Origin of the sequence: Accumulibacter sp., assembly GCF_023806625.1 — a bacterium.
GTDB lineage: Bacteria > Pseudomonadota > Gammaproteobacteria > Burkholderiales > Rhodocyclaceae > Accumulibacter.
On the sequence record NZ_JAMTDX010000062.1, the window covers coordinates 87,602 to 108,784 of the forward strand.

Annotated in this window: 21 protein-coding genes; 10 read left to right on the forward strand and 11 right to left on the reverse strand. The window is 69.9% G+C overall.

The genetic code is table 11. The features are described from left to right. Nucleotides 1–40: 40 nt before the first annotated feature. The 3 genes from NFW05_RS11540 to NFW05_RS11550 all read right to left on the reverse strand — a co-directional run bounded on the left by NFW05_RS11540 (nucleotide 41) and on the right by NFW05_RS11550 (nucleotide 3,593). Nucleotides 41–853 carry a Sir2 family NAD-dependent protein deacetylase gene (locus NFW05_RS11540; protein ID WP_295306672.1) on the reverse strand — a complete coding sequence of 271 codons (813 nt, stop codon included), beginning with the start codon at nucleotides 851–853 and terminating at the stop codon, nucleotides 41–43. Further along, nucleotides 854–1,753 carry a radical SAM protein gene (locus NFW05_RS11545; RefSeq protein ID WP_295306674.1) on the reverse strand — a complete coding sequence of 300 codons (900 nt, stop codon included), beginning with the start codon at nucleotides 1,751–1,753 and terminating at the stop codon, nucleotides 854–856. It lies immediately after the preceding gene. 97 nt (nucleotides 1,754–1,850) lie between these two features. After that, nucleotides 1,851–3,593 (reverse strand): cation:proton antiporter, encoded by a 1,743-nt coding sequence (locus NFW05_RS11550; protein WP_295306677.1) that lies wholly within the window; start codon nucleotides 3,591–3,593, stop codon nucleotides 1,851–1,853. A 190-nt stretch (nucleotides 3,594–3,783) separates the two neighbouring features. Between NFW05_RS11550 and NFW05_RS11555 the strand changes: the two genes are divergently transcribed. Next, the gene (locus tag NFW05_RS11555; protein ID WP_295306680.1) at nucleotides 3,784–4,227 is read left to right on the forward strand and encodes a hypothetical protein; all 444 of its coding nucleotides are present in this window, start codon (nucleotides 3,784–3,786) and stop codon (nucleotides 4,225–4,227) included. A gap of 13 nt (nucleotides 4,228–4,240) precedes the next feature. Here NFW05_RS11555 and NFW05_RS11560 read toward each other — a convergent pair whose 3' ends face one another. Beyond that, nucleotides 4,241–4,735: a C40 family peptidase gene (locus tag NFW05_RS11560; RefSeq protein WP_295306684.1), complete on the reverse strand. Its 495-nt coding sequence runs from the start codon at nucleotides 4,733–4,735 to the stop codon at nucleotides 4,241–4,243. 161 nt (nucleotides 4,736–4,896) lie between these two features. Between NFW05_RS11560 and NFW05_RS11565 the strand changes: the two genes are divergently transcribed. Further along, nucleotides 4,897–5,559, forward strand: coding sequence for a hypothetical protein (locus NFW05_RS11565; protein WP_295306687.1), 663 nt, complete (start codon nucleotides 4,897–4,899; stop codon nucleotides 5,557–5,559). 89 nt (nucleotides 5,560–5,648) lie between these two features. On the opposite strand, the gene NFW05_RS11570 is transcribed toward NFW05_RS11565, so the two are convergent. After that, on the reverse strand, nucleotides 5,649–6,530 hold the full coding sequence (locus tag NFW05_RS11570) for a dienelactone hydrolase family protein (protein WP_295306690.1): 882 nt from the start codon (nucleotides 6,528–6,530) through the stop codon (nucleotides 5,649–5,651). A 199-nt stretch (nucleotides 6,531–6,729) separates the two neighbouring features. Here NFW05_RS11570 and NFW05_RS11575 point away from each other — a divergent pair, with 199 nt between their 5' ends. Beyond that, nucleotides 6,730–7,308 (forward strand): peroxidase-related enzyme, encoded by a 579-nt coding sequence (locus tag NFW05_RS11575; protein ID WP_295306693.1) that lies wholly within the window; start codon nucleotides 6,730–6,732, stop codon nucleotides 7,306–7,308. Nucleotides 7,309–7,549: 241 nt separating this feature from the next. Next, a complete protein-coding gene (locus tag NFW05_RS11580; protein WP_295306696.1) occupies nucleotides 7,550–8,077 on the forward strand; it encodes an Hsp20/alpha crystallin family protein in 528 nt (175 codons plus the stop codon). Nucleotides 8,078–8,158: 81 nt separating this feature from the next. Here the strand turns inward: NFW05_RS11580 and NFW05_RS11585 are convergent, their stop codons facing one another. From NFW05_RS11585 to NFW05_RS11610, 6 genes are all read right to left on the reverse strand, one after another. Then, nucleotides 8,159–9,271 carry an NADH:flavin oxidoreductase/NADH oxidase gene (locus NFW05_RS11585; protein WP_295306699.1) on the reverse strand — a complete coding sequence of 371 codons (1,113 nt, stop codon included), beginning with the start codon at nucleotides 9,269–9,271 and terminating at the stop codon, nucleotides 8,159–8,161. Between the two features lie 149 nt (nucleotides 9,272–9,420). Next, nucleotides 9,421–10,056: a formylglycine-generating enzyme family protein gene (locus NFW05_RS11590; protein ID WP_311104708.1), complete on the reverse strand. Its 636-nt coding sequence runs from the start codon at nucleotides 10,054–10,056 to the stop codon at nucleotides 9,421–9,423. Further along, a complete protein-coding gene (locus NFW05_RS11595) occupies nucleotides 9,986–10,519 on the reverse strand; it encodes a hypothetical protein (protein ID WP_295306729.1) in 534 nt (177 codons plus the stop codon). The genes NFW05_RS11590 and NFW05_RS11595 overlap by 71 nt, the downstream gene beginning before the upstream one ends. Before the next feature lie 49 nt (nucleotides 10,520–10,568). After that, complete coding sequence (locus NFW05_RS11600) at nucleotides 10,569–10,964, reverse strand: AAA family ATPase (RefSeq protein ID WP_295306797.1); 396 nt, start codon at nucleotides 10,962–10,964, stop codon at nucleotides 10,569–10,571. A 141-nt stretch (nucleotides 10,965–11,105) separates the two neighbouring features. Next, nucleotides 11,106–12,497 (reverse strand): toll/interleukin-1 receptor domain-containing protein, encoded by a 1,392-nt coding sequence (locus tag NFW05_RS11605; RefSeq protein WP_295306731.1) that lies wholly within the window; start codon nucleotides 12,495–12,497, stop codon nucleotides 11,106–11,108. Nucleotides 12,498–12,824: 327 nt separating this feature from the next. Then, nucleotides 12,825–13,418 (reverse strand): Uma2 family endonuclease, encoded by a 594-nt coding sequence (locus NFW05_RS11610; protein ID WP_295306733.1) that lies wholly within the window; start codon nucleotides 13,416–13,418, stop codon nucleotides 12,825–12,827. A gap of 388 nt (nucleotides 13,419–13,806) precedes the next feature. Here NFW05_RS11610 and NFW05_RS11615 point away from each other — a divergent pair, with 388 nt between their 5' ends. The 6 genes from NFW05_RS11615 to NFW05_RS11640 all read left to right on the forward strand — a co-directional run bounded on the left by NFW05_RS11615 (nucleotide 13,807) and on the right by NFW05_RS11640 (nucleotide 21,084). Next, nucleotides 13,807–14,172 carry a CU044_2847 family protein gene (locus NFW05_RS11615; RefSeq protein ID WP_295306736.1) on the forward strand — a complete coding sequence of 122 codons (366 nt, stop codon included), beginning with the start codon at nucleotides 13,807–13,809 and terminating at the stop codon, nucleotides 14,170–14,172. 7 nt (nucleotides 14,173–14,179) lie between these two features. Next, entirely contained in the window at nucleotides 14,180–15,607 is a 1,428-nt protein-coding gene (locus tag NFW05_RS11620) for a trypsin-like peptidase domain-containing protein (RefSeq protein WP_295306739.1), read from the forward strand. Then, the gene (locus NFW05_RS11625; protein ID WP_295306742.1) at nucleotides 15,604–16,587 is read left to right on the forward strand and encodes a MoxR family ATPase; all 984 of its coding nucleotides are present in this window, start codon (nucleotides 15,604–15,606) and stop codon (nucleotides 16,585–16,587) included. Before NFW05_RS11620 ends, NFW05_RS11625 begins: the two co-directional genes overlap by 4 nt. Further along, nucleotides 16,584–19,514: a formylglycine-generating enzyme family protein gene (locus NFW05_RS11630; protein WP_295306745.1), complete on the forward strand. Its 2,931-nt coding sequence runs from the start codon at nucleotides 16,584–16,586 to the stop codon at nucleotides 19,512–19,514. Before NFW05_RS11625 ends, NFW05_RS11630 begins: the two co-directional genes overlap by 4 nt. A 65-nt stretch (nucleotides 19,515–19,579) precedes the next feature. After that, nucleotides 19,580–20,050: an HRDC domain-containing protein gene (locus NFW05_RS11635; RefSeq protein ID WP_295306748.1), complete on the forward strand. Its 471-nt coding sequence runs from the start codon at nucleotides 19,580–19,582 to the stop codon at nucleotides 20,048–20,050. Between the two features lie 11 nt (nucleotides 20,051–20,061). Then, nucleotides 20,062–21,084 (forward strand): RNA-directed DNA polymerase, encoded by a 1,023-nt coding sequence (locus tag NFW05_RS11640; RefSeq protein ID WP_295306751.1) that lies wholly within the window; start codon nucleotides 20,062–20,064, stop codon nucleotides 21,082–21,084. The last annotated feature ends 99 nt before the right edge of the window (nucleotides 21,085–21,183 follow it).

Below are 21,183 nucleotides of genomic sequence, written 5' to 3' on the forward strand. Positions count from 1 at the left end.
TCGCCACCGGCCAGCTTCGCCGGTTGCCCGGAGAAAGCCTTCAGCCGAGTTGGCCGGCGATTGCGCGCAACGCGGCGAGTCCGCCTTCGGCGAGCGACACGCCCTTGCCCGGTGGCATCTGCGGCTCGGTCGGGTTGATCCGGATCAGCCGGCCCGGCAGGCGCTCGCCGATCAGCCGCGCGGTCGGGATGCGGGTTCCTGCGCCGATCTCGATGACCAGCAGGCGATCGACCGTCCGCAGCCAGGCGTCGAGCCGTCGCTCCTGCGCGTCGCTGCGTTCGGAGAGCCATCCCCAGTCGCCGAACATCAGGATGTTCGGTCGGGCGATCCCGCTGCAGCGCGGGCAGCACGGGAAATCGCCGGTGAGCAGGCACTCGTCGTCGTCGATCTGCGGCGCGAAGTCGTCTGCCGGCCAGATTCCCTCGTGACAGCCGGCGAGGCACTGCAGGTGATGGATCGAGCCGTGGAATTCGCTGATCCGTTCGCTGGCGAAGCCGGCCTTCTGGAACTGACCGTCGACGTTACTCGTAAACACGAACGCGCCGTGTCCCATTCGTTCGCCGATCCGGCGCAGGATCGCGAAGCCCTCGTGCGGGACGGTTCGTCGATAGAGCGCCAGGCGGTGTCCGTAGAAACCCCAGGCGAGGCGAGGTCGTGCGGCGAAGGCCGCCGGATTGGCGATCTGTTCGAAAGCGATCCGCGCGCGTCCGAGTGCCGGGTAAGCGCCCCAGAAGCCCTGTGGGCCACGGAAATCGGGCAGCCCCGAATCGACCCCGATGCCGGCGCCGGCGGTGACCAGCAGGCCGTCGGCCTCGCCGATCAACTCGGCGCAGCGCCGGTAGTCGCCGCTCATCTACAGTCCGCGGGCCCAGGCCGGCCGCAGCGGCGCCGCTTCCGGATCGTCGATCGCCTGGTGCAACTCGCCGAGCAGCCGTGCCTTGTCGGCGCCGAGCATTCCCTTGAGGATCAGCCAGTTCGAAGCATGGTCGCTGCGGAAGACCGTTCGTTCGAGTTCGAGCCCGGCGATGAAGCGCTCCATCTCGACGAACAGCTCGCGCTGACTCAGCGGCCGCCAGCCGGGAAAGGCCTCGCGGAAGCGCTGCTCGCCGAGCGGAAAACTGACCACCAGCGTGGCCAGGTACTCGGGCGGGCTGGCGTTGACCAGCCGTGCCGAGTTCTCCGCGTGGCGCAGCGACAGCGCCGGTCCGGCGAGGCCGTTGACGATCATCACCGAGCGCGTGATCCCCGCTTGCGCGAGCTTGTCGAGCGCTGCGAGCGTCGAGGCGAAAGTCTCGCCCTTGTGGACACGTTCGAGGACCTCGTCGTCACCCGACTCGGCACCGACGTAGGCGATCGCCAGCCCCGCCGAGGCGAGCTCGCGCAGTTCGCCGACCGACTTGCGGCGCAGGTTGCGCGGCAGGCAGTAGCTCGACACGCGGCGCACGGCCGGCAAGTGCTTGCGGATGGCCTCGAGGATCGCCAGCAGGCGGCGGGTCGGCAACACCAGCGCGTCGCCGTCGGCGAGAAAGACCCGGCGCACGACGCTGCCGAAGCGCTCGCCGGTGAGCCGGACGCTCTCGAGCACTTCGCCCTCGTCGCGCGCACGGAAGCGCTTCTCGGGCGCCGTGTACATCTCGCAGAAGGTGCAGCGGTTCCACGAACAGCCGTCGGTGACCGGAAGGATCAGCGATTCGGCCTCGCTCGGCGGACGGTAGACGGGTTCGACGTAGCGGATGGGTACGGTCGGGAACATGCGCGGTCAGCTCCGGTGAGGCTTTGGGCAGGCGCGCAGTGTAGCGCACTGCGGCGTCGCCGCCGCCCGTCCGAGTCGCCGCGCACGTTGCACGAGCTCAGCGATCGGCTTCGGCGCGTTCGGGCGAGTTGCTCTCCGGGCCGACGCGGACCAGCGCATAGTCGGTGCTGCGCAGGCCACGCAACAGCATTTCGGTTTCCGCGGACGGGATGCCCAGCGATTCGAGGCTTTCCGCGGCGAGGCGCAGGCTCGCTTCGAGCGTCTCGGGGAAGGCCTTGGTCACTCCCGCGCGCAGCAGCGCGTCACAGGTGACGAGGTCGCGGGCACGGGCGACGATGGTCACCTCCGGGAGCCGCGAACGGATCAGCGTCGCAGCCCGGACCGCTGCCTGGCGGTCGTCGATCGTCAGCACGACGAGATCGACGTTCTGCAGCGACGCGCTGCCGAGCAGCCCCGGATCGCCGATGTCGCCGTAGAAGACCGGGTGGCCCTCGCTGCGCCAGCGCGCGACGAGTTGCGCGTCGGTCTCGAAGGCGAGGTAGCGGATGCCGCAGCTCGCCAGGATCGTGCCGACCGCATGCCCGACGCGGCCATAACCGCCGATCACCACGCGTGGCTCGCTGTCGTCGCGGGCAGAGTGGCGGAAGCGTTCGTGGACTTCAGCCCCTTCGTCGGTAAGGTGCCTGGCCAGCGCATTGCCGAGTCGGGCGAGCAGCGGCGTGAGCAGCATGGTCAGCGAAATCACCGCCACGGACATCACGAAAAGTCGATCGTCGATCACGCCGAGCGCCTTGGCCGCGCCGAAGACGACGAATCCGAACTCGCCGCTCTGCGAGAGCAGGAAAGCGACGCGCACGGCCGTGCCGCGACCCGTACCGAAGCCCAGACACAGCAGGTAGAGTGCGACGATCTTGAGCAAGACGATGGCCACGACATGCAGCGCAAAGCGTCCAGGATTCGCAGCCAGTGCGCCGAGGTCGATGGACATCCCGACCGCAACGAAGAACAGGCTCATCAGCAGGCCCTTGTGCGGTTCCATCGTCGCTTCGATCTGCAAACTGTAACGCGAGGTCGACAGCAACATGCCGATCAGGAAAGCACCGAGGGCCATCGACATGCCGGCGTCGTCCATCGCCCAGGCCGCGGCGAAGACCGCGGCCATCGCCGCGAGGAAGAAGGCTTCGCGGTTGTTCTGTCGGGCGAGCCGGTCGAGCAGGCGCGGGACGACGTAGCGGCCACCGACGACGACCAGTGCGACGTCGGCGACCGCGCGCGCGATCTGCTCCCAGAGCGGCATCTCGCTCGGCAGTGGCCCGTGCTCGGCGAGGATCGGGACCAGCGCGAGCAGCGGCACGACGGCGAGGTCCTGCATCAGCAGGACGGCGAAGGCCGTCTGGCCGTGGCGGCTGGCGATTTCCCCCTGGTCCCTGAGCATCTGGACGACGAAAGCCGTCGACGAGAGCGCGAAACTGGCGCCGAGCAGCAGCGCCGTCGACCATAGCGGCAGGAAGAGGCGCAGGTACGCACCGATCAGCACCGTCGACACGACGATCTGCAGCGAGCCGAGACCGAACAGCGTTCTCCGAAGATCCCAGAGCCGGCGGGGCTTCATCTCCAGGCCGATCAGGAAGAGCAGCAACACGACGCCGAGTTCGGTGAAGTGGCGCACGTCCTCGACGTGCGTGGTCACCAGGGGGCCCGGCGTGTGCGGTCCGACGACGACGCCGGCGACCAGCAGACCGAGGATCGAGCCGAGCCCGAAATGCCGGAAGACGGCGACGGCGATCGACGCGACGACGAGCAGCAGGACGGCAGAGTAGACGAACGATTTCGGGTCCATGGCAATCCCTTGCTCTGCCCCGAAGCGGTGACGCCGCTCGCGGTCGAGCCTGCGGGTGGCGGAGCAGACGGCAATACTAACCGATCGCGGGGGGCCCACCGTTCCGGCCGACTCGCGGGCAATGCTAACATGCGCGCTGGTCAGGCGCTGCGCCGGCCAATCGCCCGCATCCGTTCCGTGAGGAGTCCCCGTGAGTCTACGCCTGGTCTTCGCTAGCTGCCTGATCGTGCTGGTCTCGCCGCCGTCGCTCGCCCAGACCCCGCTGCGCCTGCCGAGCAGTGCGCAGGATTACCGCGACCTGCTGCATGACCCGCGCGGCGGGCTCTGCGCGCAGTGCGGCGTGGTCACCGCGATTCAGACGCGCAGCCACGAGGGGCCCGTACCACGCAACCTCGCGCCGGCAGCCGGCGACGGCGCGGGCCTCGGCGGCAACCTCAAGACGACGCCGATCCTCGGCACCGGCGATGTGGTCGCCGACGCGCGCAAGGGCAGTGCGCCGGTGGTCAGCTACGTGATCACCGTGCGCTACCTCGACGGCAGCTACGGGTTCATCGACGAAGACCGTGAGCCGGTCGTCCGCCGCGGCGATCCGGTCCGGGTCGTCGAAGGCCGCGTCGAGCTGCGCAACGACTGAAGCGGCCGCCGGACTAGTCGAAGTAGGTCCGCGCGGTTTCGAAGCGCTGCGCGAAGTAGCGCGCGCCGAGCTGATCGATGCGTACCCGGCCGTTGCTCGACGGCGCGTGCACGAAACGGTCGTCGCCGATGTAGATCCCGACGTGCGAATACCCGGCGTTGCGCGTATTGAAGAAGACGAGATCCCCGGGGCGCAGCGACTCGCGCTCGATGGGCCGGCCGCGCCGGGCGATGTCCGCGGCGCTGCCGGTGATCCGCAGCCCGGCTGCCCGCCCGTAAATGTACGAGACCATGCCGCTGCAGTCGAGGCCGGCGTCGGGGTTCTTGCCGCCGAAGCGGTAGCCGGTATCGACGAGGCTCAGCGCGAAGATCACCACGTCGTTGCCCTGCGCGCTGCTCGCCAGCCGGTCGGCTGGCCGCCGTGAGGCATCGACCGGCGCCGGCGGTCTGCCCGCACACGCGGCGAGGACGATGGCGATCGAGCAGCTGACGAGCAGGTGGACACGCATGGTGCACAGTATAAACTGCGGCTCTCGCAATGGCGGAGTGCCGCCAGCCGCAAGACGGGTCGTCCGACGGCGCTTCGTCGGTGCCGGTTGGCGGTCGCCTCACGAAGAGCGACGCTCAGCGTTCGGTGAGGTCAGCGAGGGCTGGGGAAGAGGAAATCCGGATGAAGATCGTCATCGTGCTGGCCTTCGCCGGCCTGATCGTCGCGTCGATTCTCTGGTGGCGAGCGCTGCTCAGAAAGCGCGTGGCGTATATCGAGAGCTACCCGTACGCCAGGCTTCTCGACCGGCGGCTCGCCGACCGCCGGCCGGAACTCGGCGAGGCGCAGCGCGCGCTCGTCTTCGAGGGGCTGCGCGAATACTTCCAGCTCTGCCGCCAGGCCGGGAACCGACTCGTGGCGATGCCTTCGCAGGCCGTCGACGACGCCTGGCACGAATTCATCCTGTTCACGCGGCACTACCAGCAGTTCTGCACGCGCGGTCTCGGTCGCTTCCTGCACCACACCCCGGCCGAGGCGATGCGTTCGCCGACCGAAGCTCAGCAAGGAATCCGGCGGGCGTGGCGCCTGGCCTGCCGGCGCGAGGGGATCGACCCACGCGCGCCGAACTCGCTGCCGACGCTCTTCGCGCTCGATGCGCTGCTCGGCATCAGCGGCGGCTTCATCTACCAGCTCGACTGCCTGGCCGCCGCGCAGACGGGCGCCGGAACCGCGTTCTGCGCCGGGCATATCGGCTGCGCTGGGTCGGGCGACGCCGGGTGCAGCGGCGGTGATGGCGACTCAAGTGCGGGTGACGGCTGCGGCGGGGGCGGCTGCGGCGGCGACTAGCTAGAAATCGGTAAAAACGGGGACAGACCCCTATTTTCTCCGAGAAAATAGGGGTCTGTCCCCGTTTTTACCGTTCTTGCAGTTCTTCTTCAGACGCCGTGCTGCCTGAACCACGCGATCAGGCGGCGCCAGCCGTCCTCAGCCTCGTCCTTGCCGTAGCTCGGCCGGTAGTCGGCGTGAAAGGCGTGCGGTGCCTGCGCGTAAACCTGAATCGTCGACGCCCGGCTCGCCGGGCTGACTCCCTCGGCGAGTGCCACGCGCATCCGGTCCACCGTGTCGAGCGGAATCCCCTTATCGGCGCCGCCGTAGAGCCCGAGGATCGGCGCGTAGAGTTTGCCGGCGACGTCGATCGGCTGTTTCGGGGTCAGCTCGCTGGCCTGGCCGACGAGTCGGCCGTACCACGCGACGCCGGCTCTGAGCTGCGGGTTGTGCGCCGCGTAAAGCCAGGTGATCCGCCCGCCCCAGCAAAAGCCGGTGATCCCGAGGCGTGCGGTATTGCCGCCGTGCGCGCCCGCCCAGGCGACGCAGGCGTCGAGGTCGGCGAGCACCTGCGCGTCGGGAACGCGGCTGACGAGTTTCTCGATCAGTTCGGGAACCGCCGTGTACTGCCGGGGATCGCCCTGCCGAGCGAAGAGTTCGGCTGCGATGGCCAGGTAGCCAACCTTGGCGAGGCGGCGGCAGACGTCGCGGATGTATTCGTGCACCCCGAAAATCTCCTGGACGACGAGGATCACCGGCCAGTCGCTGCCGCTCGCCGGCTGCGCGCGATACGCCGGCACCGCGCCGCCGTCGGTCGTCGGAATGCGCAGTTCGCCGGCAGTCAGACCCGAGCTGTCGGTCGAGATCGCCGTCTGCGCCTCGATCGGCTGCACCGAGAGTGCGAAGCCGGCACCGAGAGCGCTGACGACGAACTCGCGGCGGCTGATCTGCCGGGCAGGAAAGAGGCTGTCGAAATCGCTGTCTGGGCTCACACGCGTCTCCTCTGGATCGGCCGGGATATTGTGTATCATGCCACGAAGAGCACCACGCCCGGCGCCCGCACCGCAACCCATTTTCCTGGAGGAACCGATGAATTCACCGGCAGGCCACACCATAGAAGATCTGGCCGGCATCGAGCCGAGCATCGCCGGCCCCGCGACGCGCTGTTTCACGACGGCGAGGGGCTGAGCGATGGGCGCCCCGATCAGCCGCTTCCCGGTCCCCGAACTCGACGAACTGCCCGAGGACGTGCGCAGCCGGATCCTCGAAGTCCAGGAGAAGGCCGGTTTCGTGCCCAACGTCTTCCTTACCCTGGCGCATCGCCCCGACGAGTTCCGCGCCTTCTTCGCCTACCACGATGCGCTTATGGAGAAGGCGAGCGGTCTCAGCAAGGCCGAGCGCGAGATGATCGTCGTCGCGACGAGCGGCGCCAACCAGTGCCTCTACTGCGTCGTCGCGCATGGCGCGATCCTGCGCGTGCGCGCGAAGAACCCGTGGATCGCCGACCAGGTTGCGGTCAACCACCGCAAGGCCGATCTTTCACCGCGCCAGCACGCGATGCTCGACTTCGCGCTGAAGGTCGCGCTGCGCTCGTCCGGGATCGTCGATGCCGATTTCGCCGCGCTGCGTGAACACGGTTTTTCCGATCAGGACATCTGGGACATCGGGGCCGTGGCGGCGTTCTTCGCGATGTCCAACCGTCTCGCCAACCTGTCTTCGATGCGGCCCAACGACGAGTTCTTCCTGATGGGCAGGCTGCCGAAGGCCTAGCGCGGCGGCCCCGCGGGCAGTCATTCTTGTCGTGCGGGGCTTGAATTCCTCGCTTCGACCGCTATTCTGAAGTTGAGACCTGTCGTCGTTCCGGGCGCGGCGCACCAGGCAGCTTCGCCGTAACCGCGACGCGCAGGTCGGGCAAGTGTCGGTCGTCAGCCCCCGCTGCCCGGCAGCCCGCGGCACTCATGTGGCGGGCCTTCCGGCGAGCGGCAGGGCGCAATTTGCTGAGGAGAGTCCCATGGCAGACAAGGAAGCCAAGTCGGAAGCGAATGAAGAGAAGGGCGGCAAGGCCCTGCAGGTTCAGCGCGGTGTCCTCGCTCCGTTCAAGAACCTCGAAGACCGCTTCGAACAGATGGAGCGATTCATGGACCGGATGATGGGCGGCTTCTCGCCGAGCCGCTGGATGCGGCCCTTCGAGCGTGAATGGTCCGAGCTGGCCGAGTTCCGGGCTCCGGCGGTCGACCTGATCGACCGCGAAACCGAGATCGTCGTTCGTGCCGAATTGCCCGGAGTGAGCAAGGAAGACATCTCGATTTCGCTGAGCGGCGACTCGATCACCATCGAGGCGACGAGCCGCAAGGAAGAAAACGAGGAGAAAGGCAACTACCGGCGGCGCGAGATCAGCTCGTCGGCGTTCTCGCGCTCGATGTGGCTGCCCGCGGAAGTCGATTCCGAGAAGGCCAAGGCGGCGTTCAAGGACGGCGTCCTCGAAGTGACCCTGCCCAAGCTCGCCGGCGCCAAAGGCCGGAAGGTGCCGATCGACTGATCCCGCCCCTTCGCTGGTTCACCCGCGCCGGCGGACTGCCGGCGCTGCCCTTCGGCCGGACGAGCCCCCGGGCAGCGGGAGCTAGCGCCCGCCGCTGCGCACCGCTCCGAAGATTCCTTCGCAACCCGCCGGCAGGCATCGCCAGTACTGGGCAGGCGCGCTCACCTGGGCGCCGAGCCGGGCGGCCGCGTGCCACGGCCAGCGCGGGTCGTAGAGGATTCCGCGGGCCAGCGCGACGAGGTCGGCCTGACCCGCAGCGACGATCGCTTCGGCGTGCTCCGGGTCGCTGATCATTCCGACGGCGACGACCGGAACGCCGACTGCCTCGCGGATCCGCGCGGCGAGCGGCACCTGGAAGCCCGGAGCCGGGCTGATCCGCTGCGCCGGCGACAGCCCGCCGCTCGACACGTGGATGTACGCGCAGCCGATCGCTTCGAGCTCTCGGCAGAAGCGTACGCTCTGCTCGAGGTCCCAGCCGCCATCGACCCAGTCGGTCGCCGAAATGCGCACCCCGACGGGCCTTCCGGCCGGAAACGCCGAGCGCACCGCGGCGAAGACCTCGAGCGGGAACCGGCAGCGGGCGTCGAGTGAGCCGCCGTAGCGATCGTCACGCCGGTTCGACAGCGGCGACAGGAACTCGTGCAACAGGTAGCCGTGCGCGGCGTGCACCTCGATCGCCTCGGCGCCGATCCGCGCCGCGCGGCGCGCGGCTTCAGCGAAGGCGTCGATGATCCGGGCGATGTTCGCGTCGTCGAGCGCGGCCGGCGGCTCCTCGCTGTCGGCGTGGGCGATCGCCGACGGTGCGAGCGCGGTCCACCCGCCGCGGCCACTCGGGATCTGCGCGCCGCCGTCCCAGGGCAGCTCACTCGAGGCCTTGCGTCCCGCATGCGCGAGCTGGATCGCCAGCGGCGTGTCGGCGTAGCGGCGGACGCTCGCCAGGACCCGCCCGAGTGCGGCTTCGCAATGGTCCGAATAGAGGCCGAGGTCGCCGGGCGTGATCCGGCCCTCGGGCGAAACCGCGGTCGCCTCGACGATCACCAGGCCCGCGCCGGAGATCGCCAGTTGGCCGAGGTGGATCAGGTGCCAGTCGCTGGCCACTCCGTCGTCGGCCGAGTACTGGCACATCGGCGCGACGACGATGCGGTTCTCCAGGGCCAGGGTTCCGATGCTCATCGGAGAGAACAGCGCGCTCATTGGCAAGCTCCTCGATCGGCGGCGCGGCCGCGACGACGCCAATGATGCCCGGCGTTTCCCGCTTCGTGCAACAGGATTCCGCGCCTTTCGGCCGCGGGGGTCACGCTTGCGCGGGAAGCTGCTGCCGCCGGCTCCGCCGGCCTGCCCGCTCAGTTAGGACCTCGGGCGAGCCGGAAGCCGATGTTGACGTTGCGGTAGCCCGCCTCGAAGTGGTAGCGGAGGGCGGAACGCAGGACCCTGCCGTCGTCGTACCACGAGCCGCCGCGCAACACGCGGTGGGCGCCCGACGGAGGCCCCTGCGGGTCCACCTGCGCCGTCGCCGGGTACTTGCCGTACCAGTCGGCACACCATTCCCAGACGTTGCCGTGCATCTCGCAAAAGCCCCACGGATTTGCTGGTAGCGAGCCGACCGGCACCGTCTTCTGCCGAGACACGCCTTGCTCGCCGCCCGCGTACGGGCGGCGGCCATCGTAGTTCACCTGCTCGGGGGTGATGTTCGCGCCGAACGAGAACGGCGTCGTCGTCCCGGCGCGGCACGCGTACTCCCATTCGGCTTCGCTCGGCAGGCGCTCGTCCAGCCCCCGGCGCGCTCGTCGCGCGGCGGCTGCCAGTCGAGCCGGCAGCGCTCGCCGAGCCAGAACACTTCGGCGTACAGGCCGCGCGCGTCCCGGCCGATCGCCCTTGCCCAGCCGGGCCTGGTCAGCGGCGCGATGGTCAGCTCGAGATGCTCGCCGTGCAGCGTAATCTGCGCCGGCTCGCCGAATCGGCGCGCCCGGCAGCCGCAACGACGCTCACCTCGATCGCCTGGTCGACGAGCGTCAGTTCGGCAAGCGGGCTGCCGGCGACGAGCGCTGGCGCGTCACCGGTCGCCGCGGCCTCGAGCCGAAGTTCGTCGCCGCGCTGCCGCAACACGCACTCGCTGCGCGGCGCCACCTCGCCGGCATCGCGCAGGGAGTAGGCGAGATCTTCGCCCCTGACGCCGGCCAGCCGCGCGCGTTGCGCGCGCTCGGCGAGTTCGCACGGCACGGCTTCGGCAGCCAGGTGGCAGCAGGCGAGCACTTCGGCGTGGCGCACCGAATCGGGCCGCGAGTCGTTTGCGAGGACTCGCGCACCGGCGAGCCACGCGGGCGGCGCCGGGCCGACGTCGGTGGCCGGATCGGGCTTGTGCTGGCGATGTTCGACGACTCGGTAGAAGCGCGTCTTCGGCAGTTCCGGCGGGCGCTCGGGAAGGGGCGGGGCACCCGCCAATGCCCGTGCTTCGCCGATCGGCTCGACGACCGCGTCGGCGACTGCTGCTTCACGCCTTGGCAGGGGCGTGTAGCCGAGTGCGGCCGCCGCCTGGGCGAGTCCGTCGTCGCCGTGCGCAGCCCAGACGCGCAGCAGGTCGGCGCGGCCGACCGCCGCTGTGCTCGTACTGGCGCTCTGCCGAAAGCCAGTCGAACACCCACCACACCGCGCCCGGACTCAGGTCGTTGCGCTGCTCGAGGCGCTGCCGGACCTCTTCGGCGCTGCAGTGGTGTGCACCCATCGCCTGCGCGTCGCCGAGGCGGCCGAGCGCGTCGAAGCGCCATTGCAGGGCCTGACTCTCGCTGCGCGCATGCACGACCTCGGCGACGAACAGCCGGCCGAGCGCCTCGGCGGCCGCGCGGGCGAGCTGGCTCTTCCCCGATCCGGGTTCGCCGCGGACGAGCAGCGGCCGCTGCGCGGCGAGCGCCGAGCGCCGAGCGCACCGCCCACGCCGATTCGTCGTCGAAGCGGTGCACGGACTCGGGCCACGAGCCTCGTTGCGGCAGCGGGATTTCGGTCAGCGGAAGGTCGGGGATCGGGGTCAGGCTCATCGCTTCTTGGCCAGCACTTCGGGAATCGTCAGGAACTCGCGCATCAGGCTCATGAAATAGTACTCGTCGCTGACCAGTAGCGCAGGTGTGCCGGCGTCGTCGTGGAAGACGATCACCGCGAGATCGGGCAACTCGGCGACCAGGCGGGTTATCAGCCCGGGGCTGGCGAGCGCCGTGCTCTCGCCTCCAGGCAGCGCGATGTAATGGTGAAAGGTCTTCTGCTCGCGGCGCACGCGCAGCGTCGCGCCAAGGATGCGCCGGTCGGCCGCCGAGAGTTGCGCGCGCGATTCCTCGGGGAAGACGCATCGCCACACTTCGAGCAGCAGATTCTCGAAAGCGGCGTCCTCGTCCCAGCCGCTTTCGCCCACCGGCACGCCGATCGCTCCCTCGCCGACGACCCCGCTCTTGTCGATGCGCAGGCGGGGCGCCATCTCGCGCGAGCGCGAACTGACGATCTCGACGCCGAGCGGCGTGCTGACGCAGATCTCGAACGCCAGCCTGCCGGCGGCCAGCGCCTTGCGCGCGCCGCCGGCGAGCGACCGACTGTCGACGGCGAGCAGCGTCAGCCAGGCGAGCAGCGACTTGGCGGAGTTCCAGATGTCGGTGAAGCCGCCGGAGGAAGCGGCCGCAAGCGCAGCGAGACAGGCGCGCGTCGCCGGAAAGAGCACCTCGCCGATCGCCTGCTCGGGCGGCAGCGCACAGAGCGCCGCGGCGAGATCGCCGGCCGGCGTTCCTCCGGACGCCGGCAGACGGCTGCCCAGCGCGCCGCCGAGGCGAGCATCCCGCGCCAGAATCTCGCGTACTTCGCCGGCGATCGTCTGGCGAAACTCGTCCGGCGCGATGCGCTCGAGCAGCGCCGCAAAGTCACTGCCGAGATGGACGTCTTCGGTCAGCGCGTTCATGTCGGCGAGGATGCTCGTCAGCTGGTCCATCAGCCGGTGGAAGTCGGCGTAGTCTTCGAGGCTCCTGCGCAGTTCGAGCGTGTGCTTCGGGTCTCTGAGCCCATTGAGCGCCTGCTCGAGCTTCTCCTCTTCGGCGATCCAGTGCTTGATGAAGGCGATCCGGTCGCCCGGCTTGTGCAGGTGCGTTCCGGCGAGGACGACCGGATGGACGCGCGCGCGGAAGTCGCGGAAATGTCGGTGCCTGTAGATGCCGCGCAACTCGTACATGCACGAATCGGAGCGGAAGTAGCTGTTGCTGAGCACGAGCACGATGTGCTCGGCGGCGCTCAGCTCATCCATGAACTTGCGGATCGAGTCGCCGTAGCCAATCCTCCCCGTGTCGCGCACGAGTTCGATGCCGCGCTTGGCACACGCCTCGGCGAGCTTGTCGACGAGCCGGTTCTGTCGTTCCTCGTTCCACGCATACGAAACGTAGACGCTGACCATTGCCGCCTTCCCGCCAGGACTCGAACGACCGGCCGCCGGATTCGACGACCGCGCCCCTGTTCGCCGGAACCTCGTGCGCTGCGCCGATCACGACCCGGCAGCCGTGCAGTATCGACACTCGCCCACCGTGCGTCAAACATCAGTTCGCTGATCTCGCGCGCAGCAGTCCAGGCGCTCCGGAATGTTGCAGAGGACGCGTGGAAACACTGGATTTGGGGTCTGACCGCGTTTTCTCCTGCTTCGCGGCCGCCGACGACTTGGGCGCTGACCCGGTTTTTTATTCTTCGCTGCCGCCGCCGACTGGTCGTGGATTGGCGCTGGCCGTCGTCATTCGCCGGCGCCCGTTTCGATCCACAGGGCGCCGAGCTCGAGCGTGACTTCGCCGAACGGCTCGACGCTGACCAGATCGTTCTCCTGCAACAGTCCGATCACCGTCCAGCTCCCGTCGCGCAGCGCGAAGGCTTCGAGCGTCCTCGCGAGCGGGTCCACCAGCCAGAGATGCGGGACGCCGTAGCGCGCGTACACCGGCATCTTGAGCCCCCGGTCCTGGCGCGCCGTCGATGGCGAAACGATCTCGCAGACCCAGTCCGGAACCACTTCGAAGCGCTGATCCACGGGAGGACGCGGCATCCGGGAGCGGCGCCAGCCGGCGAGATCGGGAACCAGAACTTCGCGATCGCGCACGAAGTGCAGCTCGGGCTCGTCGAGGATCCACCAGCCGCCCGGCCCGCCGCGTCCGCGCTGGTACGCCGAACCGAGGTCCATTCCCAGCACCGAGCCTGCGACGGCGTGGGGCGAAGCCGGACGCGGCTGAGTGTACAGTCGGCCGCCAATGATTTCGCCGGTCAGGTCTTGCGGCAAGGCTTCGAGTTGCGCGTAGAGCGCCTCCATACTCGCGGTGGCTTCGCTGGTGGAGTGCATCGTTGGCTCGTTTGATGGGCGCTGACGAATGCCTGGTGTGCCAATTTGTGCTTCTTGGGGTCTGCCCCCTTTTTTGGCCGACCCCGTTTTTTTCGCCGGCAGCGGGCAACCCGGTTCGCCGGTCGCCGTGCGTCCGCGCACGAAACCGCGGCCGCAGGAATGATAGCGCTGGCGGCCGGCGGGTGGCAATTCTCCCCTTCGCGCGTCTTCCCCGTCGCCGATTCGCCAGGCCGCCTGGCTCAGCGAGCTGCTGCCGCCGGTCATCGCCGGGTCGCACCGACGGCCACGCTGCGAAGTCCGGACGAGTCGGCGCGAGGGCGAGTGCACGGACCTGCGTTTGGCCGTACACTTCGCTCTTGTTTACCATCCTGTCGATGAGGAGAAGACGATGCCAGTCAGCCTGCAGCAGATCGAAATCGACGGCCAGCCGATCTGGGTCGAGGTCGCCGAAGTCAATGTCGTGCCGGTGCGCGGAGGCGCCGCGAGAGACGAGCGCTTTGCGCCGACTACGGCGACGAGCGCCGTTACCGACGAGCTCGCCCGCGTCGACCTGAGCGCAACTCTCGCGGCGGTCGTCGGGCCGGTGCGCGCCGCGCTCGATCGCTTCACTCCCGACGAGGTCACCCTCGAACTGGCGCTCGGCTTAAAGGCCGAGGTTGGCGTCTTCGTCGCCAAGGGCGAGGCGAACGCGCAGGTCAGGATCAGCGCCAAGTGGAAACCGGCGCCGGCGGCGCCCACCAGCGGCCGCGACTGAGCGCGCGATGGTCAGGGATGCGCTCGTCTCGCTCTGGCGCTCGAAGGATTCGACGGCGCTGGCCGACTTCGTGGCCAGCGGCTTCTTCGTCGCGCCGGCGACGGTCCTGACCGCCAGGCACGTCCTCGACGGCGGTGCGCTGCTGTGGGTGCGCGCGGCTGCTGACGCGACGACGGCGTATCCGGTCCTTGCGCCACTCTGCCACTCCGACCTCGATGTCGCGCTGCTGCGCATCGAGGCGGTGCCAAGCGGCTCGCGCTGGCTGGAGGCGAACAGCGCAGCGCAAGCCCCAGGCGATCTGTCGCTGAACGGTTTCTTCGAAGGCGGGTACGAAAACCCGCAGAAAGTCACCGCACTCCAGTTCGATCCCCAGGCCCGTCACTGGCTGATCGAGCCCAAGCAGCCGCCGGGGCACAGCGGCAGCGCGATCTGCTCCGGCGACCGCGTCTGGGGAATCGCCGTGCGCCACTACTCCGACCCCAACGTCCATCGCGGCTGCGTGCTCGGAATCCATCAGTTCGCCGACTGGCTGCGCGAGCAGTTGCCTGCACGCCCCGACCTTCTGCGGCGTCCGCCGCCGACTTGGGACGAGTGGCTCGCACGCTGGCGGGAGGTCATGACGAAGGCTTTCCGGAAGCCGGCCTTCGAAAAATTCGACGCCGTCGTCCGGCGTGACGGCGGCGGGCTGCCCGAGGCGCTCAACGACGCGCTCACCGGCGCGCAGCCCGAGCGTGCAGGTGACGCCTGCGTCGACGCGCTGATCGACCTCGTCGAGCACTGTGGCGAGGCCTTGCGCGACGACGAGCTGCTGCCCGCGGCGCACGAGCGTGGCTCGGCACGCGAAGCCTTCCTCGTGGCGATGGGCGCCGCCGCTCGACTGTGTCTCGACCCGGGGCACTTGCAGGCGCTGGGCATCGACCCGGCCGGCGAACTCGCGTCGGTCCTCGACGTCGAGGCCAGCCGGGTCGCCGGTGCGGGAATCGCCGTGCGTCCGGCACCGCAGCATGCCTGGAAAATCGGAGACGATCGCGGCATACCGGTCGTGCGCGACCAATTCGCGCACGAACTGCCGCTCGAACTCGGCGCCGGCGAGAACCGCAAGCGCAAGTTGGCCAAGGCCGCGTTTCTCAGCGTCTCCCATCTCGACCAAGCGCCCGAGAAGATCGACGACGCGCTGCAGGGGACGATCCGTGGTCGAGCGAAGATCCTCGCGCGCAAGGGCCAGGCGCGGCTGCTCGTCCTCGGCCAGCGCCTGCCCGAGGAAGAACGGCGCGAGCTGCAGGAATGGGTGGCCAGCCAACTCGGCGTCAATCTGCTGACCCTGACGCCACCGGCCGCCGGCAAGGGGCTGTTCGTCTGCGACGAGGATCTGTTGCTCGCGCGGATCTGCGAATTCCTGACCCTGCTCTCCAACCCCGAATGGAACGTGAAATGAACACGACGCTTCCCGCCTACGACCAGAGCGAAATCGACCTGCCGGCGATCGGCTCGTGGCCGGCGAGCCGGCACCGCTTCAACGCGCAGCAGACCGGCGCGTTGCGCGCTGCCGAAGCCGCGGGCCGGCCGCTGCTCGTGCGCGGCGACCCGGGAACCGGCAAGAGCCAGCTCGCCCATGCCGCGGCGGTGGCCAGCGGCCGGCTGTTCCTTTCGGTCGTCGTCGACTCGCGCAGCGAGGCGAGCGACCTGCTCTGGCGCTTCGACGCCGTCGCCCGGCTCGCCGACGCGCAGCTCGCGGCGCTTCCGGGCGGCTGGGCACCGCGCGACCTCAGACCGGCGCGCTACGTCGAACCCGGCGTACTCTGGTGGGCGTTCAACTGGGAGGGGGCGGCAGAGCAACTCGCACACTGCCGTACCAGCGGCGTCGCTCCGGCCGATCCTGAAGAAGCTCCCGCCGACTGGAAGCCTGAGCGCGGCACGGTCGTGCTGATCGACGAGATCGACAAGGCCGAAGCCGATCTGCCGAACGGGCTGCTCGAAGCGCTCGGCAACGGCCGCTTCGGCGTGCCGCCGCTCGGTCGCGTCGTCTCGAGGCCGAAGAACGTTCCGGCGCCGCTGGTGATCGTCACCTCGAACGAGGAACGCGAGCTGCCGCCGGCGTTCGTGCGCCGCTGTCTGGTGCTGACGCTGGCGCTGCCGAAGGCGCCGGCCGAACTCGCCGAATACCTCGTCGACCTCGGTCGGCTGCATTTCTCGGCGCTGTACGCCCGCCACCCTGGCGTCCTCGCCACCGCCGCCGAACAGCTCATCGGCGATCGCCGCAGCGCTGCCGAAGCCGGTGCGTACACGCCGGGCCTCGCCGAGTATCTCGACCTGCTGCGCGTGCTCGAGCGGATCACCTTCGAGGGCGGCGGCGACCCGTCGGCCCATCTGCAGGCGCTGCGCGCCTTCTTCTTCGACAAGCAACCGCCAGAATGAAGGCTGTGCGCCGTGCCCGCACGCGCCCCGGCGTGCTGCCGCCGCGGGCCAGCGCGGTCAGTCGTGCCGACCTCGCCTGGCTGCTCTACGTGCTGCCAGCCGGAGAAGCGCAGGGCTGTGCGGCGCTGCTCGGCTTCGCGCGCGAGGAAGAAGTGGTCGTGCAGCCAACATCGCCAGTGCCAACGGCGCCGCGCCCGCTGCAGCCACGCGAAGAGCAGGCAGCCCGTCGGCCGTTGCGCGCCGTTCACTTCGCGGTCATCGAACTGCAGCGGGTGCCCGCCGAAGGTGCAGAAGACGCGAGTCGCGCCGACGAATCCACCAAAGAACAGGCCGATGACGTTTTCGCGACGCTGCAGCCCGAGCCGGGCGCCGTCGTCCCGGCTGCGTTGGCACTCAGCCCGCCGGCGCGGCTGGCCAGCTTCCTGCGCCGCACGCTGCGTACCCCGGGCCGCGGGCGTGAAGTCGACGTCGATCGACTGCTCGCGCGTCTCGCTCGCGTCTCGCTGCCGCGGCGGTTGCCATTGCGCCGCTGGCTGCACTGGAGCGACGAAGCCGCGCTGATCGTCGACCTTTCACCGGCCGTCTGGCCGCTGCGCGAAGACCTCATCGACCTCGCCTGGCAGGCTGCTCGAGTTTCCGCCGGTCGGCTGCCGGTCTACGCGCGCCCGCCCGGCTCGGGCTGGTTGTGCCGACGCGCCGGCCGGCGCGGCGAATGGGTACCGGTCGACGAGGCGGTGCTCTCGAGCGCTCACCACTGGCTGCTCGCCGGTGACCCGGGCCATGCGTCCGCCGATTGCGCTGCTGGTCGCGAGTGGCAGAACCGCTGCCGCCGGCACCTCGCGACTGGCGGCACGCTGACCGTTCTTTGCGCCGGCTCGCCGTCGGAATGGCTGCGCCGCTTGCCGCGTCGCGGTCGCTGCGTCGGCTGGGATTACGGCCGGCCGTTGCGCGCGCGCCGCCCCGGCGCGGCCGCCGCCGGCAGCGGCGCAGAGGCGGGCAGCGAGCGCCTGCTCGCTGCGCTGTCGCTGGCGGTCGTCGTCGAGCCGCCACTGCTGCGCGCGATCCGCGTCGCGCTCGGGCTGCCGCTGGCCGACGAACTCGCCGCCTGGAACCACGCCGACAGCGAAGCATGCGTCCTCGGGATGCAACTGCGCCAGGATCGGCTGTCCGCGCACCGGGGTCGGCTTGCCGGCGAGCCGCTGGCCGACCGGCAGCGCGTCGCGGCGCTGATCGCCGGCCATCATGTCGGCCATTACCGGGCGATCCGTTCCGAAGAGGCGGCGCTCGCCGTCGATCTCGCCGGTGTCGACGCCGACGAGGCCCGGGGCGACTGGGCGCGCGCGGTGCGCACGCTGCAGCGCGCGCCGCAGAGCGAGGCGGCGTGCGAGCTCGCCGCGTATCTCGGGCGCGCCGGGGGGCGCGCGCACGAGTCTCTGTGGCAGGCGCTGCCGGCACTTGCCGACGCCTACGTGATTGCCCGGCGCGCCGAGTTGCGCGCCGGTGAGGCGGTTCCCCCGGGGTTGCCCGGGCGCAGCCTCGAGCGCCTGCTCGCGCTGCCGGAAGAGACCGCCGTGCGTCGCCGCTGGTCGCTGCGTCTCTGCGGCCCGGCGCTCATCGCCGGCGTCGGTGCGCCACAGGTGGGCGAGTTCGTTCTCGCCGAAGGCGAAGCCGTGACCGGGGTCGCGGTCGAGGCCGCTCGCGCGGCCAGGTTCTGGCAGTCGCTGCCGGCGAGCGACGCGGACCGCGTCCGGCTCGCTGCGTTGCGTTCCGGGGGCGGACCCTGGGTCGTGGCCAGCGCCCGCGAGCGGATCGTCGTCGCCGAAGTACCGCGGCCGTCGTGGGCGCTGGCCTGGGGGCGCGACCGGCAGGGCCTGTTCGCGGTGGCGCCGTCGCTGGCCGGCGAGCCGCTGCGACTGTACTGGTCGGCCGACGGCGAGGCACCGGCGGTCTGGCCGCCACCTCCCCGCGGATTCCGCTCGTCGGGGCAGGCAGTCGGGCGGGGTGTCCGGGTCGGTGCCGACCTCGAATACGGCCTCTGGCTCGACGTCGACATCGCCGGAGTCGTCCAGCGCTTCCGCTGGATCGAGCCCGGCGAGTTCTCGATGGGCTCGCCGGCGGACGAAGCGGGGCGCGACGATGACGAAGGTCCGCGCCACCGCGTCCGGCTGACGAGCGGTTTCTGGCTCGCCGACACGGCGTGCACGCAGGGGCTTTGGGAGGCGGTAACCGGCAGCAACCCGAGTGTCTTAAGCGACGATCCGCGGAAGCCGGTCGAGACCGTGAGCTGGGACGACGTGCAAGAGTTCCTGCGCCGCGTCGAGGGTTTGCTGCCCGGCGTCCGTGCGGAGCTGCCGAGCGAAGCCGAGTGGGAATACGCGTGCCGGGCGGGCAGCGAAACCGCGTACAGCTGGGGCGACGAGCCGACGCCCGAACGCGCCAACTACGGCACGGGCGGAACGGTACCGGTGAAGTCGTTCGCGGCGAACGCGTGGGGTCTGTACGAAATGCACGGCAACGTCTGGGAGTGGTGCGCCGACGGGAAGAGGACGTACGACGAAGCAGTGGTCGACGATCCGCGGGGTCCGGAAGGCGCGGATGCCCTGCGCGTCGAGCGCGGCGGCTCGTGGCTCAGCGGGGCCGGGTGGCTTCGCTCCGCGTCCCGCTTCCGGGGGCACCGCGTCGAGCGCTACGTCGACCTGGGCTTCCGTCTCTCCCTGAGGTCCACAGCCGCGGAGCGGGCGCCGGGCACGGAGCGCCTGGCGCAGGGTTCGCCGCCGGCCCCGGAGGGGTCGGCGGAGGCGGCGGCCGCCGCCGGAGGCGAAGGCCGCCGCGCGTCCGGAGCGGACGAAGGGGGCGAGCCAGGCGGGTTCGGGCGCGGGTCGCAGGCGAGCGCCGGTGCGTTTCGTCGTCCGCGCGCGAAGCGATGAGCGAAGCGCGGCAAGTGCTGGCGAAGTCTGCGGATTCCCGGTTCGATCGGGAGAGAGGTCAGTCGATGAGTTTTCGTTTCTTCGTGATTCCGGTGATGCAGCCGCGTCCGGCCGAGGACGAACTCAACGACTGTCTGGCGAAGAACCGCGTGCTGGCCGTCGAACGCCATCTCGTCGACGCCGGGATGGCGTCGTTCTGGGCGGTCTGTGTCAGCCTCGCGCCCGGGCCCGGCCGGCTGCCGGAATCGCTGAAGGCCGACGCGCCAGGCGGGCGGCGGATCGATTATCGGGAAGTGCTCAACGAGGCCGACTTCGCGGTCTTCGCGCAGTTGCGCGCGCTGCGCAAGCAGATCGCCGAAAGCGAGGGCGTTGCCCAGTACGCGGTGTTCACCAACGAACAGCTGGCGAGCATGGTCCGCGCGCGCGTGCGGACGCGCGAAGCGCTCGGGGCGATCGATGGCGTCGGCGAGACCCGGCTCGACCGCTACGCGGAGCGCTTTCTCGCGCTGCTCGCCGAAGCGTCGGGCGATCGCTGAGGGCAGCGCGGATGCAGCGCCAGACGATCACCCTCGAAGCTCTGGCCGCGCGCGACAACCTCGCGCTGGCGACGTGGAAGGCAGCGAAGGGAAAGAGCAGCCGGCCGGCGGTCGCGCGCTTCCTCGCGGACCTCGACCGACAACTGGCGGCGCTCGCGGAAGCGATTCTCGAAGAGCGCGCGCCGCTCGGACGGGCGACTTGTTTCACGATTCACGATCCGAAGCGGCGAACGATTCACGCGGCGTGTTTTGCCGACCGCGTGCTGCACCACGCAATCCTCAACCTCGCCGAGGCGCGCTTCGAGCGCATGCTCGTCGATGGCACGTACGCCTGCCGGCCGGGGAAGGGCGTGCACGCCGCGGTGCTCGCCGTGCAGCGCGGCCTGCGCTCGCGACCGTGGTTCGTGCAGGTCGACGTCGATGCGTACTTTCCGTCGATCCGCCACGACTTGCTGCTCGAGTTGCTGCGCCGCCGTTTCCGCGGCGAGCCTTTCCTCCGCCTGCTCGAACGAATTCTCGACCGGGCTGCAACCAACGGGCCTAGTGTCGGCCTGCCGATCGGTTCGCTGACCTCGCAACACTTCGCGAACGCCTTTCTCGACAGTGCCGACCGTCTGCTGCTCGCCGAGCCGGGCTGCGGCTGCGTCGTCCGTTACATGGACGACCTCTTCTGGGTGTGTGACGACCGGCGGGTCGCCGAAACGAGCCTGGCCGCACTGCGCGCGCACCTGCTCGAGCAGCGCGGGCTGACGCTGAAGTCGAGCGTGCGGATCGCGCGCAGCGAACAAGGGACCCGCTTCTGTGGCTTCCGCGTTCGGCAGGGCGTCGTGCTCGCCAGTCCGCGCAGGATGAGCCGCTATCGCGCGGCGCTGGCGCGCATCGGGCGCGCGGCGGACGAAGGTGTGGCCAGCGACGGCGAACTGCAGCGGGCGGTCGATGCGGCGCTGGCGACGCTTTGCGGCTGCCGGAGCGACGCCTTTCGCCGCCGCGTGCTCGAGGAGCTCGGCGCTGCGCGCGCGGATGCGGTGCTATAGTGTGCGCCGGGATGTCCGTCGTCAGAGAGAAAGGCCCTGCGCGTCGAGCGCGGCGGCTCGTGGAACAACGAGGCCAGGAGGCTTCGCTCCGCGACCCGC

What these genes read in the sequence shown, in the direction of transcription:
- NFW05_RS11540 (WP_295306672.1), bottom strand. Translation starts at nt 853, where the DNA reads ATGAGCGGCGACTACCGGCGCTGCGCCGAGTTGATCGGCGAGGCCGAC.
- NFW05_RS11545 (WP_295306674.1), bottom strand. Translation starts at nt 1,753, where the DNA reads ATGTTCCCGACCGTACCCATCCGCTACGTCGAACCCGTCTACCGTCCG.
- NFW05_RS11550 (WP_295306677.1), bottom strand. Translation starts at nt 3,593, where the DNA reads ATGGACCCGAAATCGTTCGTCTACTCTGCCGTCCTGCTGCTCGTCGTC.
- NFW05_RS11560 (WP_295306684.1), bottom strand. Translation starts at nt 4,735, where the DNA reads ATGCGTGTCCACCTGCTCGTCAGCTGCTCGATCGCCATCGTCCTCGCC.
- NFW05_RS11565 (WP_295306687.1), top strand. Translation starts at nt 4,897, where the DNA reads ATGAAGATCGTCATCGTGCTGGCCTTCGCCGGCCTGATCGTCGCGTCG.
- NFW05_RS11575 (WP_295306693.1), top strand. Translation starts at nt 6,730, where the DNA reads ATGGGCGCCCCGATCAGCCGCTTCCCGGTCCCCGAACTCGACGAACTG.
- NFW05_RS11580 (WP_295306696.1), top strand. Translation starts at nt 7,550, where the DNA reads ATGGCAGACAAGGAAGCCAAGTCGGAAGCGAATGAAGAGAAGGGCGGC.
- NFW05_RS11585 (WP_295306699.1), bottom strand. Translation starts at nt 9,271, where the DNA reads ATGAGCGCGCTGTTCTCTCCGATGAGCATCGGAACCCTGGCCCTGGAG.
- NFW05_RS11605 (WP_295306731.1), bottom strand. Translation starts at nt 12,497, where the DNA reads ATGGTCAGCGTCTACGTTTCGTATGCGTGGAACGAGGAACGACAGAAC.
- NFW05_RS11610 (WP_295306733.1), bottom strand. Translation starts at nt 13,418, where the DNA reads ATGCACTCCACCAGCGAAGCCACCGCGAGTATGGAGGCGCTCTACGCG.
- NFW05_RS11615 (WP_295306736.1), top strand. Translation starts at nt 13,807, where the DNA reads ATGCCAGTCAGCCTGCAGCAGATCGAAATCGACGGCCAGCCGATCTGG.
- NFW05_RS11620 (WP_295306739.1), top strand. Translation starts at nt 14,180, where the DNA reads ATGGTCAGGGATGCGCTCGTCTCGCTCTGGCGCTCGAAGGATTCGACG.
- NFW05_RS11625 (WP_295306742.1), top strand. Translation starts at nt 15,604, where the DNA reads ATGAACACGACGCTTCCCGCCTACGACCAGAGCGAAATCGACCTGCCG.
- NFW05_RS11630 (WP_295306745.1), top strand. Translation starts at nt 16,584, where the DNA reads ATGAAGGCTGTGCGCCGTGCCCGCACGCGCCCCGGCGTGCTGCCGCCG.
- NFW05_RS11635 (WP_295306748.1), top strand. Translation starts at nt 19,580, where the DNA reads ATGAGTTTTCGTTTCTTCGTGATTCCGGTGATGCAGCCGCGTCCGGCC.
- NFW05_RS11640 (WP_295306751.1), top strand. Translation starts at nt 20,062, where the DNA reads ATGCAGCGCCAGACGATCACCCTCGAAGCTCTGGCCGCGCGCGACAAC.